A 17,313-nucleotide genomic window follows, 5' to 3' on the forward strand; every position below is an offset into this window, starting at 1 on the left:
ATGACGAACAAAACAAGTAAAGTTGTCACTATTACGCTCAACCCGGCATTGGATTTAACAGGTTCAGTAAATGAGCTAAACGTTGGTTCCGTGAACCTAGTGCAGAAAAGCAATCTCCATGCTGCAGGTAAAGGTGTCAACGTAGCAAAAGTGTTGAGCGATTTAGGCGCAGATGTCACGGTTACCGGCTTTCTCGGTAAAGATAACCCAGAGCTATTCCATCAGCTTTTCAATGACATCGGCGTTAAGAATGAGTTTGTAGAAGTACAAGGTGCAACTCGTATCAACGTCAAGCTCGTTGAGGCTAGTGGCAACGTTAGTGACATTAACTTCCCTGGTGTTCAAGTAACGGCTGACGAAATTGCTCGCTTTGAGGAGACGCTATTCCGTCTCGCAGAGACTCACGATTACTTTGTGCTTGCGGGTAGCTTACCTGGAGGCGTAACCGCCGAACAATGTGCTGCGTGGATAAAAGCACTGCATCAACAAGGCAAAAAGGTGTTGTTCGACAGCAGTAAAGCCGCATTGAAATCAGGTATTGAGGCTCACCCATGGTTGATTAAGCCTAACGATGAAGAACTTGGTGATTTTGTTGGCGAACACCTAGAAACACCAGAACAATGCCAAGCCGCCGCGCAAACACTGAGTGACAAAGGCATCGAGAACATTGTTGTGTCGATGGGCGCTGACGGTGTGATGTGGCTAAACCAAGGCGAATGGCTTCGTGCACAACCCCCTCGAATGAATGTGGTAAGCACCGTTGGCGCAGGCGATACGCTAGTTGCTGGCTTGTGTTGGGGCCACATGCAACTGATGCCGAAAAACGATTTATTGCGCTTCGCTACAGCACTTTCTGCCTTGGCAGTTAGTCAAGTCGGCGTAGGGCTAACCAGTCAGGAAGAACTGGAGAACATCAAGCAGCAAACTGAAGTTAGCGAGCTTTACCCTATTACAAACTTAGAACAAAACTAAGGAACAGAAGGTTATCGTATGAATATTGCCATTATTACTGCCTGCCCGAGCGGTGTTGCAAATAGCATCCTTGCGGCAGGGTTACTAGAACAAGCAGCCGCAAAATTAACCTGGAATGCAAAAATCGAATGTCAATCAAATGTGGTTGAACCTACACTGCTGACGGAAGCTGACGTTGAACAAGCAGAAGTCATTATCATTGCGGCAAATACTAGCGTGGATACTTCTCGTTTCGTAGGGAAAAAGGTTTACCAAGCGGAAATCAGCGAAGTAACAAAAGACGCAACTGCGTTTCTTCAGCAAGCGGTTGAAAACGCCACTTTACTTGAAAAAACAACCACACTTGCAGCCCCTATCACTCCTGAAGCAACATCAGCAGCGAAGAAAATTGTCGCAATCACCGCTTGTCCTACTGGCGTTGCGCATACCTTTATGGCAGCAGAAGCGTTAGAAGAAGAAGGCAAACGCCGTGGACACCAAATCAAGGTGGAAACTCGTGGTTCAGTTGGTGCGAAAAACCAACTGACTGACCAAGACATCGCAGACGCTGATCTAGTGATCATTGCTGCAGATATAGAAGTTCCACTTGACCGCTTCAACGGCAAAAAGATGTACCGCACGAAAACAGGCCCAGCTCTGAAGAAAACAGCCGAAGAGATGGACAAAGCATTCGAGCAAGCCACGATTTACCAACATTCAGGTTCTGCAAATTCTGCTTCGGCAGCAGACGAGAAGAAAGGCGCTTACAAACACTTGATGACAGGGGTATCGCACATGCTGCCTGTGGTTGTCGCTGGTGGTTTGATCATCGCCCTATCGTTCGTGTTCGGTATTGAAGCATTTAAAGAAGAAGGCACGCTAGCAGCAGCCTTGATGAACATTGGTGGTGGCTCTGCATTCGCATTGATGATTCCTGTGCTTGCGGGTTACATCGCGTTCTCGATTGCTGACCGTCCGGGTCTGGCTCCTGGTCTTGTTGGCGGTATGCTGGCAAGCTCAACGGGTGCTGGTTTCCTAGGTGGTATCGCAGCTGGCTTCATTGCCGGTTATGCAGCGAAGCTCCTTGCGGACAAAGTAAAACTCCCACAATCGATGGAAGCGCTTAAACCAATTCTGATCATTCCATTTGTAGCAACACTGTTCACTGGCCTTGTGATGATATACATCGTAGGTGGCCCAGTTTCAGGCATCATGAACGGCCTGACTGACTTCCTAAACAACATGGGATCTGACAGTGCAGTTCTGCTAGGTATTATCCTTGGTGCGATGATGTGTTTCGACCTAGGTGGCCCGGTCAACAAAGCCGCTTACGCATTTGGCGTCGGTCTATTGGCTTCGCAAACTTACGCGCCAATGGCAGCAATCATGGCTGCTGGTATGGTTCCTGCGCTAGGTATGGGTTTAGCGACCTTCATTGCGAAGAACAAATTTGAACAAAATGAACGTGAGGCTGGTAAAGCATCATTTGTATTGGGCCTGTGTTTCATCTCTGAAGGTGCTATTCCATTTGCCGCGAAAGATCCAATGCGTGTGATTCCATCTTGTATGGCAGGTGGCGCGCTTACTGGTGCCCTATCAATGCTGTTCGGTGCAAAATTAATGGCACCACACGGCGGTCTGTTCGTACTGTTAATCCCTAACGCCATTTCACCAGTGTTAATGTACTTAGTGGCTATCGCAGCTGGTACAGCAGTAACTGGCTTTACTTACGCTTTCTTAAAAAGCAAAGCAGAAGCCAAACAAGAAGTCGCGGCATAAACAGAATTACACCGCTTAACAATGCCACCCTCGAATTTGGCATTCAGCACCTCCCTTTAATTCCGGTTAAGGGAGGTGTTTTTTATTCCGCAGCCGGAACGGCAACAATGTCTACTTCCCCACTGTTCATATCCACGGTAGCTTTATAAGTACTATGCGGATCACCGTAATGTTTAAAGGTGAAGTGGTATACATTGGCCGGCGTCCACAAAGTTTTCGAATCAGCGGGCATAATGTCATAGCCATCTTGCTGATAAAGCTCTGTCGCCATTACATTCGCAATTGCCGCCTGCTGGTTTGAGTCACGATCCACCTTTGGCTCCAAAGAAGGGTTACTCGGGTAAGATTCACCGTTGTAACTCATGAGTCGATATGAGCCATTACTCCAAACGATGAAATCTTGCCAGCCATTGCTGTAACTATCTGCAAGTACAATAGGCGTGCGAGTGACAGACATTCGATTGATAACGTTCCCCTCGTTATCAAACATATAAGCTGCACAACCACCGCTGCCACAGAAATAACGGTCCTGTAGCAATACAATGTGTTCTGCATTGCCATCGCTGTTTAAGTCGGCGCTACCCGATATATAACGTAGATTGTCTTGTTCGAGTGAAAGCCCTTCAGGCGCTAAAACCTTGCTATCAATCCAGTTGGAGATGACTTCAGTGCTAACGCTGTTGATTTTAGGAACGGCTTGCTTAGCCTCTTCTGTAGTCATACTGTCTGTCGTAGTACAGCCGACCAAGGTGAAAGAACCGACGAAGAAGAGTCCGTGTAATACGCGCTTGTTCATGTTATCTCGCTCTTTGATGTATCGTTCCATCAGTATACGCATGATTTGCATTGCATTCGTAAGAAAATCATTAGAATCATGTAAATGAATGGGTTGGTGTACATTGGTAAGATCAAAAAAGCCCTGAAGAAGACCTTCAGGGCTAGGCAGGAAGCTGGCAAACAGCCAGGAGTCCCTATGCAGTGGTCGGTTTTACCCTAAACAGAATCGCAAACATTACTGGCACTACAATCAGTGTCAGTACTGTAGCAAAACCAAGACCTGCCATAATCGTTATTGCCATCGATCCAAAGAAGGCATCGAAGACGAGTGGAATCATCCCCAAGATGGTCGTCAGAGCAGCCATACTTACCGGACGAACACGACTGATCGCACTATCGACAATCGCGAGGTAAGGCTCTTTCCCTGACTCCAACTCAAGGTTAATTTGATCAAGCAACACAATACCGTTTTTCAAAATCATGCCACTTAGGCTCAGCAAACCAAGGAATGCTGTAAAGCTGAACGGCATATTCGTGGTAAGCAAACCAAAAGCAACACCAATGATCGCCAACGGCACGGTGAACCAAATGACCAACGGCTTTTTAATTGAGTTAAACAGCAAAATAGTAATGATGAACATCAACAAGTAACCCATCGGCAACGAACCAAACAGACCTTCTTGCGCATCTTTCGATGATTCATACTCACCACCCCATGTGATTTCGTAACCTTCTGGAATATGCAGTGCCATCACTTTAGGCTGCACACGCGCAAACAAGCTTGCCGCCGTGTCGTCGCTCAACACATCGTGGTCAGCGAGCACAGTTAACGTGCGCTTGCGGTCACGACGCTGAATTAGCGGCTCGCTCCAATCCAATTTAACGCCATCAATCACTTGGTCGACCGGAATATACGTTTGCAGTGATGGGCTCCAAATGGTCACGTTTTGTAGTGATTCAAAGTCCACGCGTTCTTCTTCAGGAAGGCGCGTCATAATTGGCAAAGTGTGTGTACCATCGCGTAAGTAACCCAACGTGCTACCACCAAACGCCATTTGTAGTGTGCTTGAAAGATCTTCTTTCGAAATGCCTAAGCGGCGAGCTTTAGACTCATTGAAAACAGGCACCAGCTCCTTAGTACGCTCTCGCCAATCGTGACGAATGTTTCGGGCACCAGGGTCGGTATGAAGGATGTCTTCAACTTGCACCGCTAAATCACGTAAAACTTGCGGATCGGGGCCAGTAATACGCGCTTCGATCTTAGACGCTGGTGAAGGGCCAAATTCCATCAATTTAAATTGAAATGTCGGTGCATCAAACGTCTTCGCAAGGTTAGCGTCTAACTTGTGCAACAAACCGAACATGCTCTCACGATCAGTGGCGCGAACTTGGAACTGGGCGTACGCTTCGTAGCTTTTCTCTGGCTGGTAAGTCAGAGCGAAACGCTGCAAACCCTGCCCAATTGAAGCAGAAACAAAGTCAATATCATCTTGCTGACGAATGTAGCTTTCTACCTCTTCAGCTTTTTTGATCGTTTCGCGGATGTCCGTACCTTCTGGCATCCACATATCAACGTAAAACATCGGCGTGTTCGATGGTGGGAAGAACTGCTGTTTTACATTACCAAATGCCACGACAGCACCCACTAATAGCGCGACCATGCCAGCAACCGTGAGCCAACGGAATCGCAGTGCGAATTTCAGCGATGCGCCAAATACAACAAACAGCCAACCTTTATAGGGATCTTCTTCGTTGGTATCTTGGCCCTTGTCCTCTTCTTTCAACAATAGATCTGCGAGGAATGGCGTCAGCGTAATAGCGGTAATCCAGCTCAAAAATAGTGAGAAACACAGCACCCAGAATAGAGAGCCCATGAACTCACCCGTTGCATCTTGCGACAAACCGATAGGTGCAAAAGCCGTAATCGCAATGATGGTTGCGCCAAGCAAAGGCCACTGTGTTTGCTTTACAATATCGACGGCCGCTTGAACTTTAGTGCGCCCTTTTTTTAGGCCAACCAAGATGCCTTCCACGACCACAATCGCGTTATCAACCAGCATACCCAGAGCAATAATTAACGCGCCAAGAGAAATACGGTGCAGCTCGATATTGTTGTAGTTCATCAAGATGAAGGTACCGAACACCGTCAATAACAGCACGACGCCAATGATGACACCACTGCGTAATCCCATCGTAAACAGCAGAACGATGATAACGATCGCCACAGCCTCTGCTAGGCTAATCACAAACGCTTTAACGGACTCATCCACTTCATTGGCTTGGTTGTAAAAGTAGTTCATATCGATGCCAGCAGGCTTGATAGACTCAAGGCTCGCAAGCTCCGCATCCAAACGTTCGCCAACCTCAACCACGTTCACACCTGACGCAAACGAGATACCGATATTAATTGCTTTTTGACCGTTAAAGAGTACGACGTTGCTTGGCTTCTCTTGGATACCACGAGAAATCGTTGCTACATCTTTTAGACGAATTAGGTTCCCAGTGTCACGACCATGAATGATCAAGTTTTCTAGCGCTTCTACGGTGTTTAAGGTACCACTTGGACGAATGACAAGGCTTTCGCCATTGACCATCACTTCCCCTGCTGAAACCACATTATTTTGTTGGTTCAACAAGCTCGCAACCACGTTCATGTCTAAGTTCAATGCCGCAAGGCGGTCAAGAGAGATCTCAACAAACAGCATTTCTTGTTGATCGCCCGTGATATCCACCTTTCCTACGCCATCAACCAGCTCGATTTCACGAGTCAGGTAATCAGCATAGCGTTTTAGCTCGACATAATCGTAGTCATCGCCAGTGAGCATCAGCATCACGCCATAAACGTCACCGAAATCATCAATGATCTGCAAAGATTGTACGCCCTGAGGCAAAGTTGGTCGCAAGTCATTAATTTTACGGCGCATTTCATCCCAAATTTGCGGCAGTTCATCAGGACCATAGTCCATTTCCATACTGACCGTGATTTGAGACATACCATCAGAAGACGTAGAGGTAATTTTGTCTATGTAAGGGAGTTTTCGAATCTCTTTTTCTAAAGGATACGTCAGCTCTTCTTCAACCTCTTTCGACGTCGCGCCAGGGTATGTTGAAATGATCATGGCATCTTTAATCGTAAATGCCGGGTCTTCTAGTCGTCCAAGCTCCAAAAACGACGTTAGACCACCAACAGCAAGGATAATAATGAACAACCAGCTGATGACTTTATTTTTTATTGAGTACTCAGCAATGTTCATTATTGTTTATTCTCCACAACATCCACATGTTTACCTTCACGTAATTTACGTAGGTTTGAATTAATCAGAACGTCGCCTTGCTTAACTCCTGACGACACAATGGCTCCGTTGCCATTCACTTGAGAAATCATCACAGGCACCCGAGTGACAACGTCACCCTCTTTTTTCCATACAAAGAACTCATTCTCTTCGCTGCCCGCTTGAAGCGCCGTTACTGGAATACTGTAACCATCGATGGAGGTAATCCCCGCCTTAACCATATCGACCAGAACACTGACGCTGGTTCCCGGTAGAATCTCTGCTTTTGGCTGTGGCATCGTCAAATACATTTCGTAAGTTTGAGTTTCGGAGTTAGGCTCACTTGTGTGCTCTAAATAGTCCAAAGCAAATGTGTCACTAATGCCGGAGAAGGTTGCTCTAGGCTTGTAACGCATGTTGTCTGAATTTGGGTCCACCATAGCGAGAACATTGTCGGAAAGCTCAATACGCACGTACACCAAATCGTTTTGGTATAGGTTCAACACTGGCTCTCCAACTGCCACACGTTCAAAACGCTCTTTGAAAACGTCAGACACTTTACCGGCGAACGGGGCAAATAAACGGGTGTAGTTCAATTGATTGGTGGCGTTATAGAAATTAGCCTCTGCCAACTCTTTATTAGCCGTTAGCTCATCAAGCTCGGCCTTTGAGATCATCTGACGTGCGTGTAGGTCTTCGCCGCGTTTGAGCTGACGTATCGCCAGTGTATATTGCGCTTCTGCGTCATTTACGGCTTGCTTTTCTTTACTGTCATCCAGCTTTGCGATCATTTGGCCTTGCTTAACAACGTCGCCCGCTTTCACCAACACGTGTTGAATTTCTCCCGCGCGGCGGAATGCCATAGGTGTTTGCTCTGCTGGTACAACTATTCCTTTAAAAGCTCGATATTGGCTTTGTACCGGCGCATCCACAGAAATAGTCGACACAAAAAGCGGCTGCTCGACGACAGCTTGGTTTTCATTTTTGCAACCCGTTAAAACTGCAAGCGCAATTGCAGAGATCGTAAATAGAGATCGTTTCATTAAATGCCTCCTTCACGAACCCAAGCTTTCACGACTTGTCCTTCGACCAGTAGCTCAACGCCAGCAACAACAACGTAATCATTGTTATCAAGCCCTGCTTTCACACCTCCAGAGGCATCAAGAGACACAGTGACTTTATTAACTTGCTGTGTGTTTCTGTCCATTACCCACACTTCGCCTTGCGTCTCTTTTTTGTTTACCCAAGCGGATTGAGGCAACGTCATCGCGTCCGATAGATGTTGTTTAGCTATGTGTACCTGCCCCGTCATACCTGTTAGCAAATTGCGATCTTCTGGTCGAGTTATAGTTACGATCGCCTCATAACTGTTGGTATCGACATTTGGCTGAGTCGAAATTTCTTTAAATTTTCCAGGGATACGTTTTCCTGGCTCGCTATCCATCGTCACCCACATATCGGAGTTTTGCAGTGACTCAAGTGATACGGATTCCGCATAACTGACTGGCAGTGTGAACGACACATCTAAGGTCGTGTTATCGATAAGATTCAGGATCTCTTGCTTCTCTGCGACCACTTGAAACGGGTTGACATAGGTGTATGACACGATGCCATCAAAAGGTGCGTGAATCTTGGTATAACTCAAATCTGTTTTGGCTTGTTCGTAGTTTGCCAATGCCGCTTTATATTGAGTTTCTTTCTGGTCGTACTCATCTGTACTAATCAGCTTTTTTCCATAAAGGTTTTTCGCGCGCTCCCATTGCGTTTTTGCTAACGCAAACTGAGCTTGAGAGGCGTCTAACGCAAGCTGAAGATCTTTAGGGTCTAACGTTGCAAGCACTTCACCTTTTTTTACCTCTTGGCCCATGCGAACAAGTAATTCATCGACCTCACCACCCACCTGAAAAGAAAGCTGTGCGCGATGTGTCGCATCAATACGCGCTAAAAAGGCATGCGAGTCTTCAACTTCTAGATCTTTCACCGCCAGTAATTTTACAGGTTTGATTAAAGGTTCAGACGGCTCGGAAATGGCTTTGTTACACCCAGTTAGCATGCCAGAGAGACTTAATGTCACCACAGCACCAACTAAAGTGCGCTTTAAATATTGTTTTCGCACCCGCTTTCTCCGTAGGTTTTATATATTACACAGTCGTGCAGTATATGCAGAATTTGAAATTGATCAAGATATTTTCCAGGTGGAAAGCAAATTAATTAGTCAAAGCGTCCGGTTTCTGGTAAAAGTAAGCGCGTTGATTAATATTCGGGAAAATTCGAACTATGAATGAAAGAAAGCAGGGGCGTAGAAGTGCTGAAGCCGCAGAACAAACTAAGTGTCTGATCCTTAAGGTGGCAGCAGATATGTTTTGTGAACTTGGTTACGAGCGTGTCTCGCTGCGCAATATCAGTGAAAAGGCTGGTGTTTCACATAGTTTGATCCGTCACCACTTCGGCAGCAAAGAGAAGATTTGGCAAGCGGTTAGTGACGCGATGGATGAATTCATGCAGTGCTATATGGCTGAATTAATCAATGAGATGCCTGAGAACACACCTTCGAATAGAAAAATTTATCTGTTCATGGTTCGCATGCTGGCATTTGCGCTCGTTAATCCTCACCCAGTACAGATGATCGCTGATGCTATTCGCCAAGGCGATGATGGTGCCCTGCTGCAGTATTTCTTAAAGTCAAAAGATGAGTTTGCTGCGATATTTACCGGAATTTTTGAGCAGTACAACAGTGAAAACCCTAACGCCCAATTTGATCAGTGGGAATCAAAGTGGCAGATGTTGATTTTTGCACATGGTGCAATCAGTCTTACTCCGATGATGCAAGAGACATGGCCTGACATCGCTGATAATCGCGAAAAAATGCTGATCAAACATTGGGAGCTGTTCAATACGATCATGGCGTCTCAGTTTGGGATTGCAAAAGAAGACATGATTCATCCGGAAAAACTTGAAGATATCGTTATCGACATGTGTTGTACAATCGACAAAGCGGTCGGATAAGGCTGCAGAAACTACGATAACTTCCAAGCGTATATATAAAGCCGATATACATAAAAATGCCGAGCTAGAAAGCTCGGCATTTTTGCTTGTTTCTTACCTCGCGAATACGCGAAGAATGACAATAATGAGTAACCTAACCGCGGTAATAACGTTGCGGTACAAACGGCATTTTCTCAACCGTCATTGGTAGCATTTTTCCGCGTACTTCAGCGAACAATTCGGTACCAATCGCAGCAAGATCAGCACGCACATAACCCATTGAGACAGGCTTACCTGCATTTGGACCCGCAGTGCCGCTGGTTACAACGCCAATTTTAACGCCATCAGCATCAAACAATTCCGCGCCTTCACGTACTGGTGCTTTAGTTTGGCCAACTAAACCGACACGCTTGCGCGCCACATCTTTGGTCTCGATCTGCTTAAGAATAATATCCGCACCTGGGAAACCACCTTCACGTTCACCGCCGATACGGCGAACCTTTTGGATGCCCCATAACAAGCTTGCTTCTACAGGTGTAGTTGTTGTGTCTAGGTCATGACCGTATAGGCAAAGACCACACTCGAGACGAAGTGAATCACGAGCACCAAGGCCAATCCATTCAACTTCCTCTTCCGCGGTCAGTTTACGTGCGAGATCTTCTGCCTTGTCAGCAGGAACCGAGATCTCGTAACCATCTTCGCCAGTGTAGCCACTACGAGAAACAATGCATTCGGCGCCTAAAATATCGACTTTACGAATATCCATGAACAGCATGTCAGAAACTTCTGGTGCAAAACGCGCCAATACAGCCGCCGCTTTAGGGCCTTGGATTGCAAGTAGAGCTCGGTCTTCGATAATTTCTAGCTCAACACCAGATGGCAAATGCGCTTGTAGGTGTGCAATATCTTGTTCTTTGCATGCCGCGTTCACAACCACAAAAAGATGATCGCCTAGATTAGCTACCATCAAGTCATCCATGATGCCGCCCTCTTCATTAGTGAAGAACGCATAACGCTGTTTACCAGACTCAAGATCCACAATATCTACTGGCACTAATGTTTCTAGGAACGCAGTTGCACCGTCACCAAGTAGGCGAAGTTGTCCCATATGAGAAACATCAAACAGACCTGCCGCATCACGAGTGTGTAAGTGTTCCTTTTTTACGCCTAGAGGATACTGAACAGGCATATCGTAACCCGCGAACGGGACCATTTTGGCACCAACTTCAACGTGAAGTGCGTGTAGTGGTGTTTTCAGTAGTTCTTGAGTCATTTTCGTCTCCATTTAGATAGACCCGAGAATGCTATCGGCATTCGATGTGTTTCCAATAATAAACACGGCTCATTCTATTTTGCACGAACAAGACGTAGATCGACTTGCAAAAGTGTGACTCTTAACATTTTAATCACAACAAATCGTACAAAAAAAGCGCTTTAATGAGTGTGTTCTCATCAAAAAAGCGCCTTTTCATCATAACGACCACCGACAGCAATCGTTTGCTTTCACTATAGGAAATTTACAATTATTTATCACTATTTGGCTGTCACCCACAAAATGTGCGCATCTTCCTCGCTAACACTGGTCAACATATGTCCCATGTTCGCATCGTAATAGACGCTGTCGCCCTCGCTTAGAACGACAGGTTCGTAGAACTCAGAATAGAACATGACCTCACCAGATAGGATAAGCAAAAATACTTCGCCATCATGACGAACCCAGTCTTTGTATTCATCAAAACTACGAGCACGAATTTGGCTCTTAAACGGCATCATTTTCTTATTGGAAAGTTGAGTAGCGAGCAGCTCATGTTCATAAGTTTGCGTTGGGTGTGGTTTGCCTTCATTCTTCTTGGTAACATCCCTACGCCCTGTCGCAACCTTTTTTCTAGGTGGCTCAAAGAGTTGCGGCATATCAATTTGTAAGCCAAGCGCCAATTTTTGCATTGCTTGAAATGTCGGAGAAATCTGCTCATTTTCTATTTTACTCAGCGTAGAACGAGCAAGCCCTGTTCGCTGACTGGCTTCTTCTAGTGTAATACCAAGTTTTGAGCGGATATCCTTGATACGCTGACCCAGCTTTAATGGCTCGATATTTTGATCATTTTGCTCTTTCGCTAACGTCATCGATGGGTATTCATCGTAAATACTTTCTGCCATAAATCCCTCTATAGATATCCTTATTTTTGTCCTACTAGCATTGTGCATGAAGCACATAGTGGATAAAAGTCCACCAAGTGAATTAAACCGTGCTCTTGTTAACAATTTTTGAAATCTTGTTTCCTATAGGAAATTTTTGGTTGATTGTTCCCGCCGCAGGCGCTATGTTACCAACTTGTTAGATGTAGAGATGCATATTTCCGTAAGAGATTGGTAAAAGAAACACGCAATCCGACGGAGTTTTTGCCCACATTTAGGGCCGGATGTTCACTCTGTTCTGCTATGCAGTTCAGCTGTTTTGAGGACAAATGAACCACAACCGCAAATCATAATTCATCTATTGCGGGTTCATTTTAAGATTTGGAAGGTCAACTACCATGAATAAGAGTTACCCTAACCACAGCTTGGAAAACTTTTTCTCTACCAACCTCTCTGCGAAAGATGATGCTGTCTTTGCTGGAATTCAGGCGGAATCCGCTCGCCAAAACGAACAAATCGAACTTATCGCTTCTGAGAACATTGTTTCTAAAGCGGTAATGCAAGCTCAAGGCACATGCCTAACTAACAAATACGCTGAAGGTTATCCAGGTCGTCGTTACTACGGTGGTTGTGAGCACGTAGATACAGTGGAAGCCATTGCTATCGAACGCGCGAAAAAACTTTTTAGTTGCGAATACGCAAACGTTCAACCTCACTCAGGCGCTCAAGCAAATGGTGCGGTGAAGCTGGCTCTTCTTCAACCAGGTGACACCATTCTTGGCATGTCTTTGGACGCTGGTGGCCACCTAACACACGGTGCACGCCCAGCACTTTCTGGTAAATGGTTTAACGCAGTTCAATACGGCGTTGATCGCGAAACACTGGAAATCAACTACGACGACGTTCGTGCACTTGCAGTAGAACACAAACCAAAGATGATCATCGCGGGTGGCAGTGCTATTCCACGCGTTATCGATTTTGCTAAGTTCCGTGAAATCGCTGACGAAGTTGGCGCAATTCTTATGGTCGATATGGCGCACATTGCTGGCCTTATCGCAACAGGTGCACACCCTAGCCCATTGCCACATGCGCATGTTGTGACAACCACAACACACAAAACATTGCGTGGCCCTCGCGGCGGTATGATCCTGACTAACCACGAAGACATCATTAAGAAAATCAACTCCGCCGTATTCCCTGGCCTACAAGGCGGCCCACTGATGCACGTTATCGCAGCAAAAGCGGTTGCATTTGGAGAAGCACTTGGCCCTGAATTTAAAACTTATATTGATTCGGTGATCAATAACGCAAAAGTCCTAACGGAAGTATTGCAAACTCGCGGTTGCGACATCGTAACTGGTGGCACAGACACGCACCTAATGCTGGTTGACCTTCGCCCTAAAGGCTTGAAAGGCAACAAAGCAGAAGAAGCTCTAGAACGTGCTGGGATCACATGTAATAAAAATGGCATCCCATTCGATACAGAGAAGCCTATGATTACATCGGGCATCCGTTTAGGAACGCCTGCGGGTACAAGCCGCGGCTTTGGCGCTGAAGAATTCAAACTCATCGGTAATTGGATTGGTGACGTACTGGATGGTTTGGTGAACAACCCAGAAGGTGACGCAGACGTTGAAAAACGCGTTCGCAAAGAAGTAAAAGAACTTTGCAGTCGCTTCCCTCTTTACTAATAAACGATTTTTTAAAAATCACAATAATTCCTGACAAGTTATTTGGAGATTAAGCAATGGACAAAACACTGAAGTTTACAGATAGCCACGAGTGGGTACGTGACAACGGTGACGGCACAGTAACACTTGGTATTTCTGAGCATGCGCAAGAAATGTTGGGTGACGTAGTATTCGTTGACCTACCAGACGTAGAAGACGAAGTAGAAGCAGGAGAAAGCTTCTCTTTGGTTGAGTCTGTAAAAGCAGCATCAGATATCTACTCTCCTGTTACCGGTGAAATCGTAGAAATCAACGAAGAACTAGAAGACAGCCCAGAGCTAATCAACGAAGAACCGTACGAAGGTGGTTGGATTGTGAAAGTGAAGCTTTCAAACCCATCTGAGTTGGATGACTTAAAAGACGCGGAAGAATACCTAAACTCTATCGAAGAAGAGTAATTAGGATGTGACGAAAGCTGTTCCCTAGCCTGTTTAGAGAGCAGCTTTTTTTCTAGGTTCGGACGTATAATTAAATGTGTCACTAACGACCATTTCCGTTACCCGAGCCAAGGAGTAGGTAAAGGACAATGACTGAATTACTTCAAAGCCTCAGCACACAAAATGAGTTCGTTGGACGCCACAACGGACCAAGCAAATCAGACCAACAAAAAATGTTGGATGCCATCAACGCGGTAAGCCTTGACGCCCTCATCGAAGAAACTGTGCCTGCACAAATTCGCCTAGAGCAACCAATGACGTTGGCAGAAGCGAAAAGCGAAGCAGACATGCTAGTGACGATGAAGCAGTTTGCTAAACAAAACCAAATTAAACGTACATTCATTGGCCAGGGCTACTACAACACGTTTACTCCAAACGTCATTCTACGTAACGTGCTAGAAAACCCTGGCTGGTATACCGCTTACACACCTTACCAACCTGAAATTTCTCAAGGTCGCTTGGAAGCCCTTTTAAACTTCCAACAAATGATCATCGACCTAACTGGTATGGAAATCGCGAACGCCTCATTGCTAGACGAAGCAACAGCGGCAGCAGAAGCAATGACTCTGTGTAAGCGCGCAGGTAAGAGCAAGAGTAACGTATTCTTTGTGGCTGACGATGTTCACCCACAAACGCTAGAAGTAGTAAAAACTCGTGCAAAATTCATCGGCTTTGAAGTTCTGGTTGGTTCGCTAGAATCCCTACCAGAGCAAGACGTGTTCGGCGCTTTAGTTCAATACCCAAGCACAACAGGTGAAGTTCGTGACCTAACGGACATTATCGCAAAAGCGCAAGCAAACAAAACGCTTGTCACTGTTGCGACTGACCTGCTTGCTTCTACCTTATTGAAGCCTGCTGGTGAAATGGGCGCAGACGTAGCAATCGGTTCTGCACAACGTTTTGGCGTTCCTATGGGTTACGGCGGTCCACACGCAGCATTCATGGCAACGCGTGACAAACACAAGCGTACCATGCCAGGTCGTGTTATCGGTGTTTCTATCGATACCAACGGTAACCAAGCACTGCGCATGGCAATGCAAACTCGTGAGCAGCATATCCGCCGCGAAAAAGCGACATCGAACATCTGTACCGCTCAAGCATTGCTAGCGAACATGGCGTCTTTCTACGCGGTTTACCACGGCGCAGAAGGTCTACGCACTATTGCTCGCCGTACACACCATATGACTGCGATTATCGCCGCTGGCCTAACCAAAGGCGGCTTTGAACTTGCTCATAACAGCTTCTTCGATACCATCACCATCAACACAGGTTCAAAAACAGAAGAGCTTTACGCAAAAGCACTTTCAGCAGACATCAACCTACGTCTACTACCTGGCAAGCTAGGTATTAGCTGTGACGAAACAACCACGGTCGCTGATGTAGAAGCACTATTTGCAGTCTTTGGTGTAAAAGAAGACGTAGCAGCACTATCGACGGAAATCGCAGGCAACGAGTTTGCGGCAATTCCAGAAGCGCTACGCCGCACAACAGAATACCTGACTCACCCTGTATTCAATACGCATCACAGCGAAACGCAAATGATGCGTTACCTGAAACAGTTAGAGAACAAAGACTTCTCGCTAACGCACGGCATGATCCCACTAGGCAGCTGTACGATGAAGCTGAATGCCGCGGCAGAGATGATTCCAATCACTTGGCCAGAGTTTGGTTCTATCCACCCATTCGCGCCAGCAGAACAAGCGGCGGGCTATGCAGCACTAGCGAAAGATCTAAAAGAGAAGCTTTGTGAGATCACAGGCTACGACGCATTCTCACTTCAGCCAAACTCTGGTGCATCTGGTGAGTATGCAGGTCTTATCGCGATTCAACGCTACCACGAAAGCCGTGGCGAAGGTCACCGCAACGTATGTTTAATCCCAAGCTCTGCGCACGGTACTAACCCTGCGACAGCATCTATGGTGTCAATGAAAGTTGTCGTGGTTAAGTGTGATGAAGAAGGCAACATCGACATCGACGACCTAGCAGCGAAAATCGAGAAGCACAAAGACAACCTATCAAGCATTATGATCACTTACCCTTCTACGCACGGCGTTTACGAAGAGAAAGTGAAAGAAGTGTGTGAAATGGTTCATGCCGCTGGCGGTCAGGTTTACCTAGACGGCGCTAATATGAACGCGCAGGTTGGTCTAACATCACCAGGCTTTATTGGTTCAGACGTTTCTCACCTAAACCTACACAAAACCTTCTGTATCCCACATGGTGGTGGCGGTCCGGGTATGGGTCCTATTGGTGTGAAATCTCACCTAGCGCCTTTCCTACCAGGCCATATTGAAGACGGCGTAGAAGGCGAAGATTTTGCAGTATCAGCAGCAGATATGGGTAGCGCTTCTATCCTACCTATCTCTTGGGCTTACATCGCAATGATGGGCGAAGCAGGCCTAACAGATGCAACAAAAGTAGCAATTCTGAACGCAAACTACGTGATGGAAACACTTCGCCAACACTACCCTGTTCTTTACCGTGGCAAAAATGGTCGTGTAGCGCACGAATGTATTATCGACATTCGTCCACTGAAAGAAGAAACAGGCATCAGCGAAGAAGACATTGCGAAGCGTCTAATGGACTACGGTTTCCATGCACCAACTATGTCGTTCCCTGTGGCGGGCACGCTAATGGTTGAGCCAACGGAATCGGAGGATCTAGAAGAGCTAGACCGCTTCTGTGATGCGATGATCGCTATCCGCGAAGAAATGGAAAAAGTGAAAAACGGTGAATGGCCACTAGAGAACAACCCTCTCGTTAATGCGCCACACACGCAAGTTGACCTTTCTGCTGAAGAGTGGGACCGTCCTTACTCTCGCGAGCTTGGCTGCTTCCCTTCTAAAGCGACCAAGTCTTGGAAGTACTGGCCAACAGTAAACCGCGTAGATAACGTATACGGCGACCGTAACCTAATCTGCTCGTGCCCAAGCATCGATAACTACGAAGACTAATTTTTGTAGAATCTAAATAGACAAAGGCGAACCGTTTGGTTCGCCTTTTTGTTATTTAATCTCACAGAAACCGTCCTCACAGTTAACCACATTAATACCCACCCCATTACAAGAAACAAAATACGCTCATTTACCTTTAAATATCAACACGCAAAACAATAACACAACCAAAATTAAAGCAAATCGCTTATTCCCATTAGATTTTATTAATCAACACTGTGTAATCTGAAGCTATAATTTGTTTTCAAATACAAGTTTTTAGGTAAAATATACTCATCACAACAAATAGCAT

General features: G+C 46.1%; 12 protein-coding genes. 6 read left to right on the forward strand and 6 right to left on the reverse strand.

Translation table 11 applies throughout. The annotated features are described in order from the left end of the window. On the forward strand, positions 1-972 hold the full coding sequence (gene pfkB, locus B7360_RS13150; RefSeq protein WP_085343697.1) for a 1-phosphofructokinase: 972 nt from the start codon (positions 1-3) through the stop codon (positions 970-972). Positions 973-990: 18 nt separating this feature from the next. Continuing rightward, positions 991-2,730: a PTS fructose transporter subunit IIBC gene (gene fruA, locus B7360_RS13155; RefSeq protein ID WP_085343698.1), complete on the forward strand. Its 1,740-nt coding sequence runs from the start codon at positions 991-993 to the stop codon at positions 2,728-2,730. Between the two features lie 82 nt (positions 2,731-2,812). Here the strand turns inward: fruA and B7360_RS13160 are convergent, their stop codons facing one another. The 4 genes from B7360_RS13160 to B7360_RS13175 form a co-directional block, all read right to left on the reverse strand. Beyond that, positions 2,813-3,526 (reverse strand): hypothetical protein, encoded by a 714-nt coding sequence (locus B7360_RS13160; RefSeq protein ID WP_085343740.1) that lies wholly within the window; start codon positions 3,524-3,526, stop codon positions 2,813-2,815. Between the two features lie 175 nt (positions 3,527-3,701). After that, a complete protein-coding gene (locus tag B7360_RS13165) occupies positions 3,702-6,761 on the reverse strand; it encodes an efflux RND transporter permease subunit (RefSeq protein ID WP_074190632.1) in 3,060 nt (1,019 codons plus the stop codon). After that, a complete protein-coding gene (locus B7360_RS13170) occupies positions 6,761-7,822 on the reverse strand; it encodes an efflux RND transporter periplasmic adaptor subunit (protein ID WP_085343699.1) in 1,062 nt (353 codons plus the stop codon). Before B7360_RS13170 ends, B7360_RS13165 begins: the two co-directional genes overlap by 1 nt. After that, complete coding sequence (locus B7360_RS13175; protein WP_085343700.1) at positions 7,822-8,895, reverse strand: efflux RND transporter periplasmic adaptor subunit; 1,074 nt, start codon at positions 8,893-8,895, stop codon at positions 7,822-7,824. The genes B7360_RS13170 and B7360_RS13175 overlap by 1 nt, the downstream gene beginning before the upstream one ends. Positions 8,896-9,056: 161 nt before the next feature. On the opposite strand from B7360_RS13175, the gene vdeR reads away from it, so the two are divergent. Then, positions 9,057-9,785 (forward strand): efflux transporter transcriptional repressor VdeR, encoded by a 729-nt coding sequence (vdeR, locus tag B7360_RS13180; RefSeq protein WP_006742273.1) that lies wholly within the window; start codon positions 9,057-9,059, stop codon positions 9,783-9,785. Between the two features lie 133 nt (positions 9,786-9,918). Here the strand turns inward: vdeR and gcvT are convergent, their stop codons facing one another. Next, the gene (gene gcvT, locus B7360_RS13185; RefSeq protein WP_085343701.1) at positions 9,919-11,037 is read right to left on the reverse strand and encodes a glycine cleavage system aminomethyltransferase GcvT; all 1,119 of its coding nucleotides are present in this window, start codon (positions 11,035-11,037) and stop codon (positions 9,919-9,921) included. Positions 11,038-11,297: 260 nt separating this feature from the next. Next, positions 11,298-11,921, reverse strand: coding sequence for a helix-turn-helix domain-containing protein (locus B7360_RS13190; protein ID WP_085343702.1), 624 nt, complete (start codon positions 11,919-11,921; stop codon positions 11,298-11,300). A 377-nt stretch (positions 11,922-12,298) separates the two neighbouring features. Between B7360_RS13190 and B7360_RS13195 the strand changes: the two genes are divergently transcribed. From B7360_RS13195 to gcvP, 3 genes are all read left to right on the forward strand, one after another. Further along, complete coding sequence (locus B7360_RS13195; protein ID WP_085343703.1) at positions 12,299-13,591, forward strand: serine hydroxymethyltransferase; 1,293 nt, start codon at positions 12,299-12,301, stop codon at positions 13,589-13,591. A gap of 56 nt (positions 13,592-13,647) precedes the next feature. Continuing rightward, positions 13,648-14,028, forward strand: a complete 381-nt coding sequence (gene gcvH / locus B7360_RS13200) for a glycine cleavage system protein GcvH (RefSeq protein WP_046876056.1) — start codon at positions 13,648-13,650, stop codon at positions 14,026-14,028. 128 nt (positions 14,029-14,156) lie between these two features. Next, positions 14,157-17,021, forward strand: a complete 2,865-nt coding sequence (gene gcvP / locus B7360_RS13205) for an aminomethyl-transferring glycine dehydrogenase (RefSeq protein ID WP_046876055.1) — start codon at positions 14,157-14,159, stop codon at positions 17,019-17,021. Positions 17,022-17,313: the final 292 nt, after the last annotated feature.

This window comes from Vibrio sp. ArtGut-C1 (genome assembly GCF_002105475.1).
Taxonomy (GTDB): domain Bacteria; phylum Pseudomonadota; class Gammaproteobacteria; order Enterobacterales; family Vibrionaceae; genus Vibrio; species Vibrio diabolicus.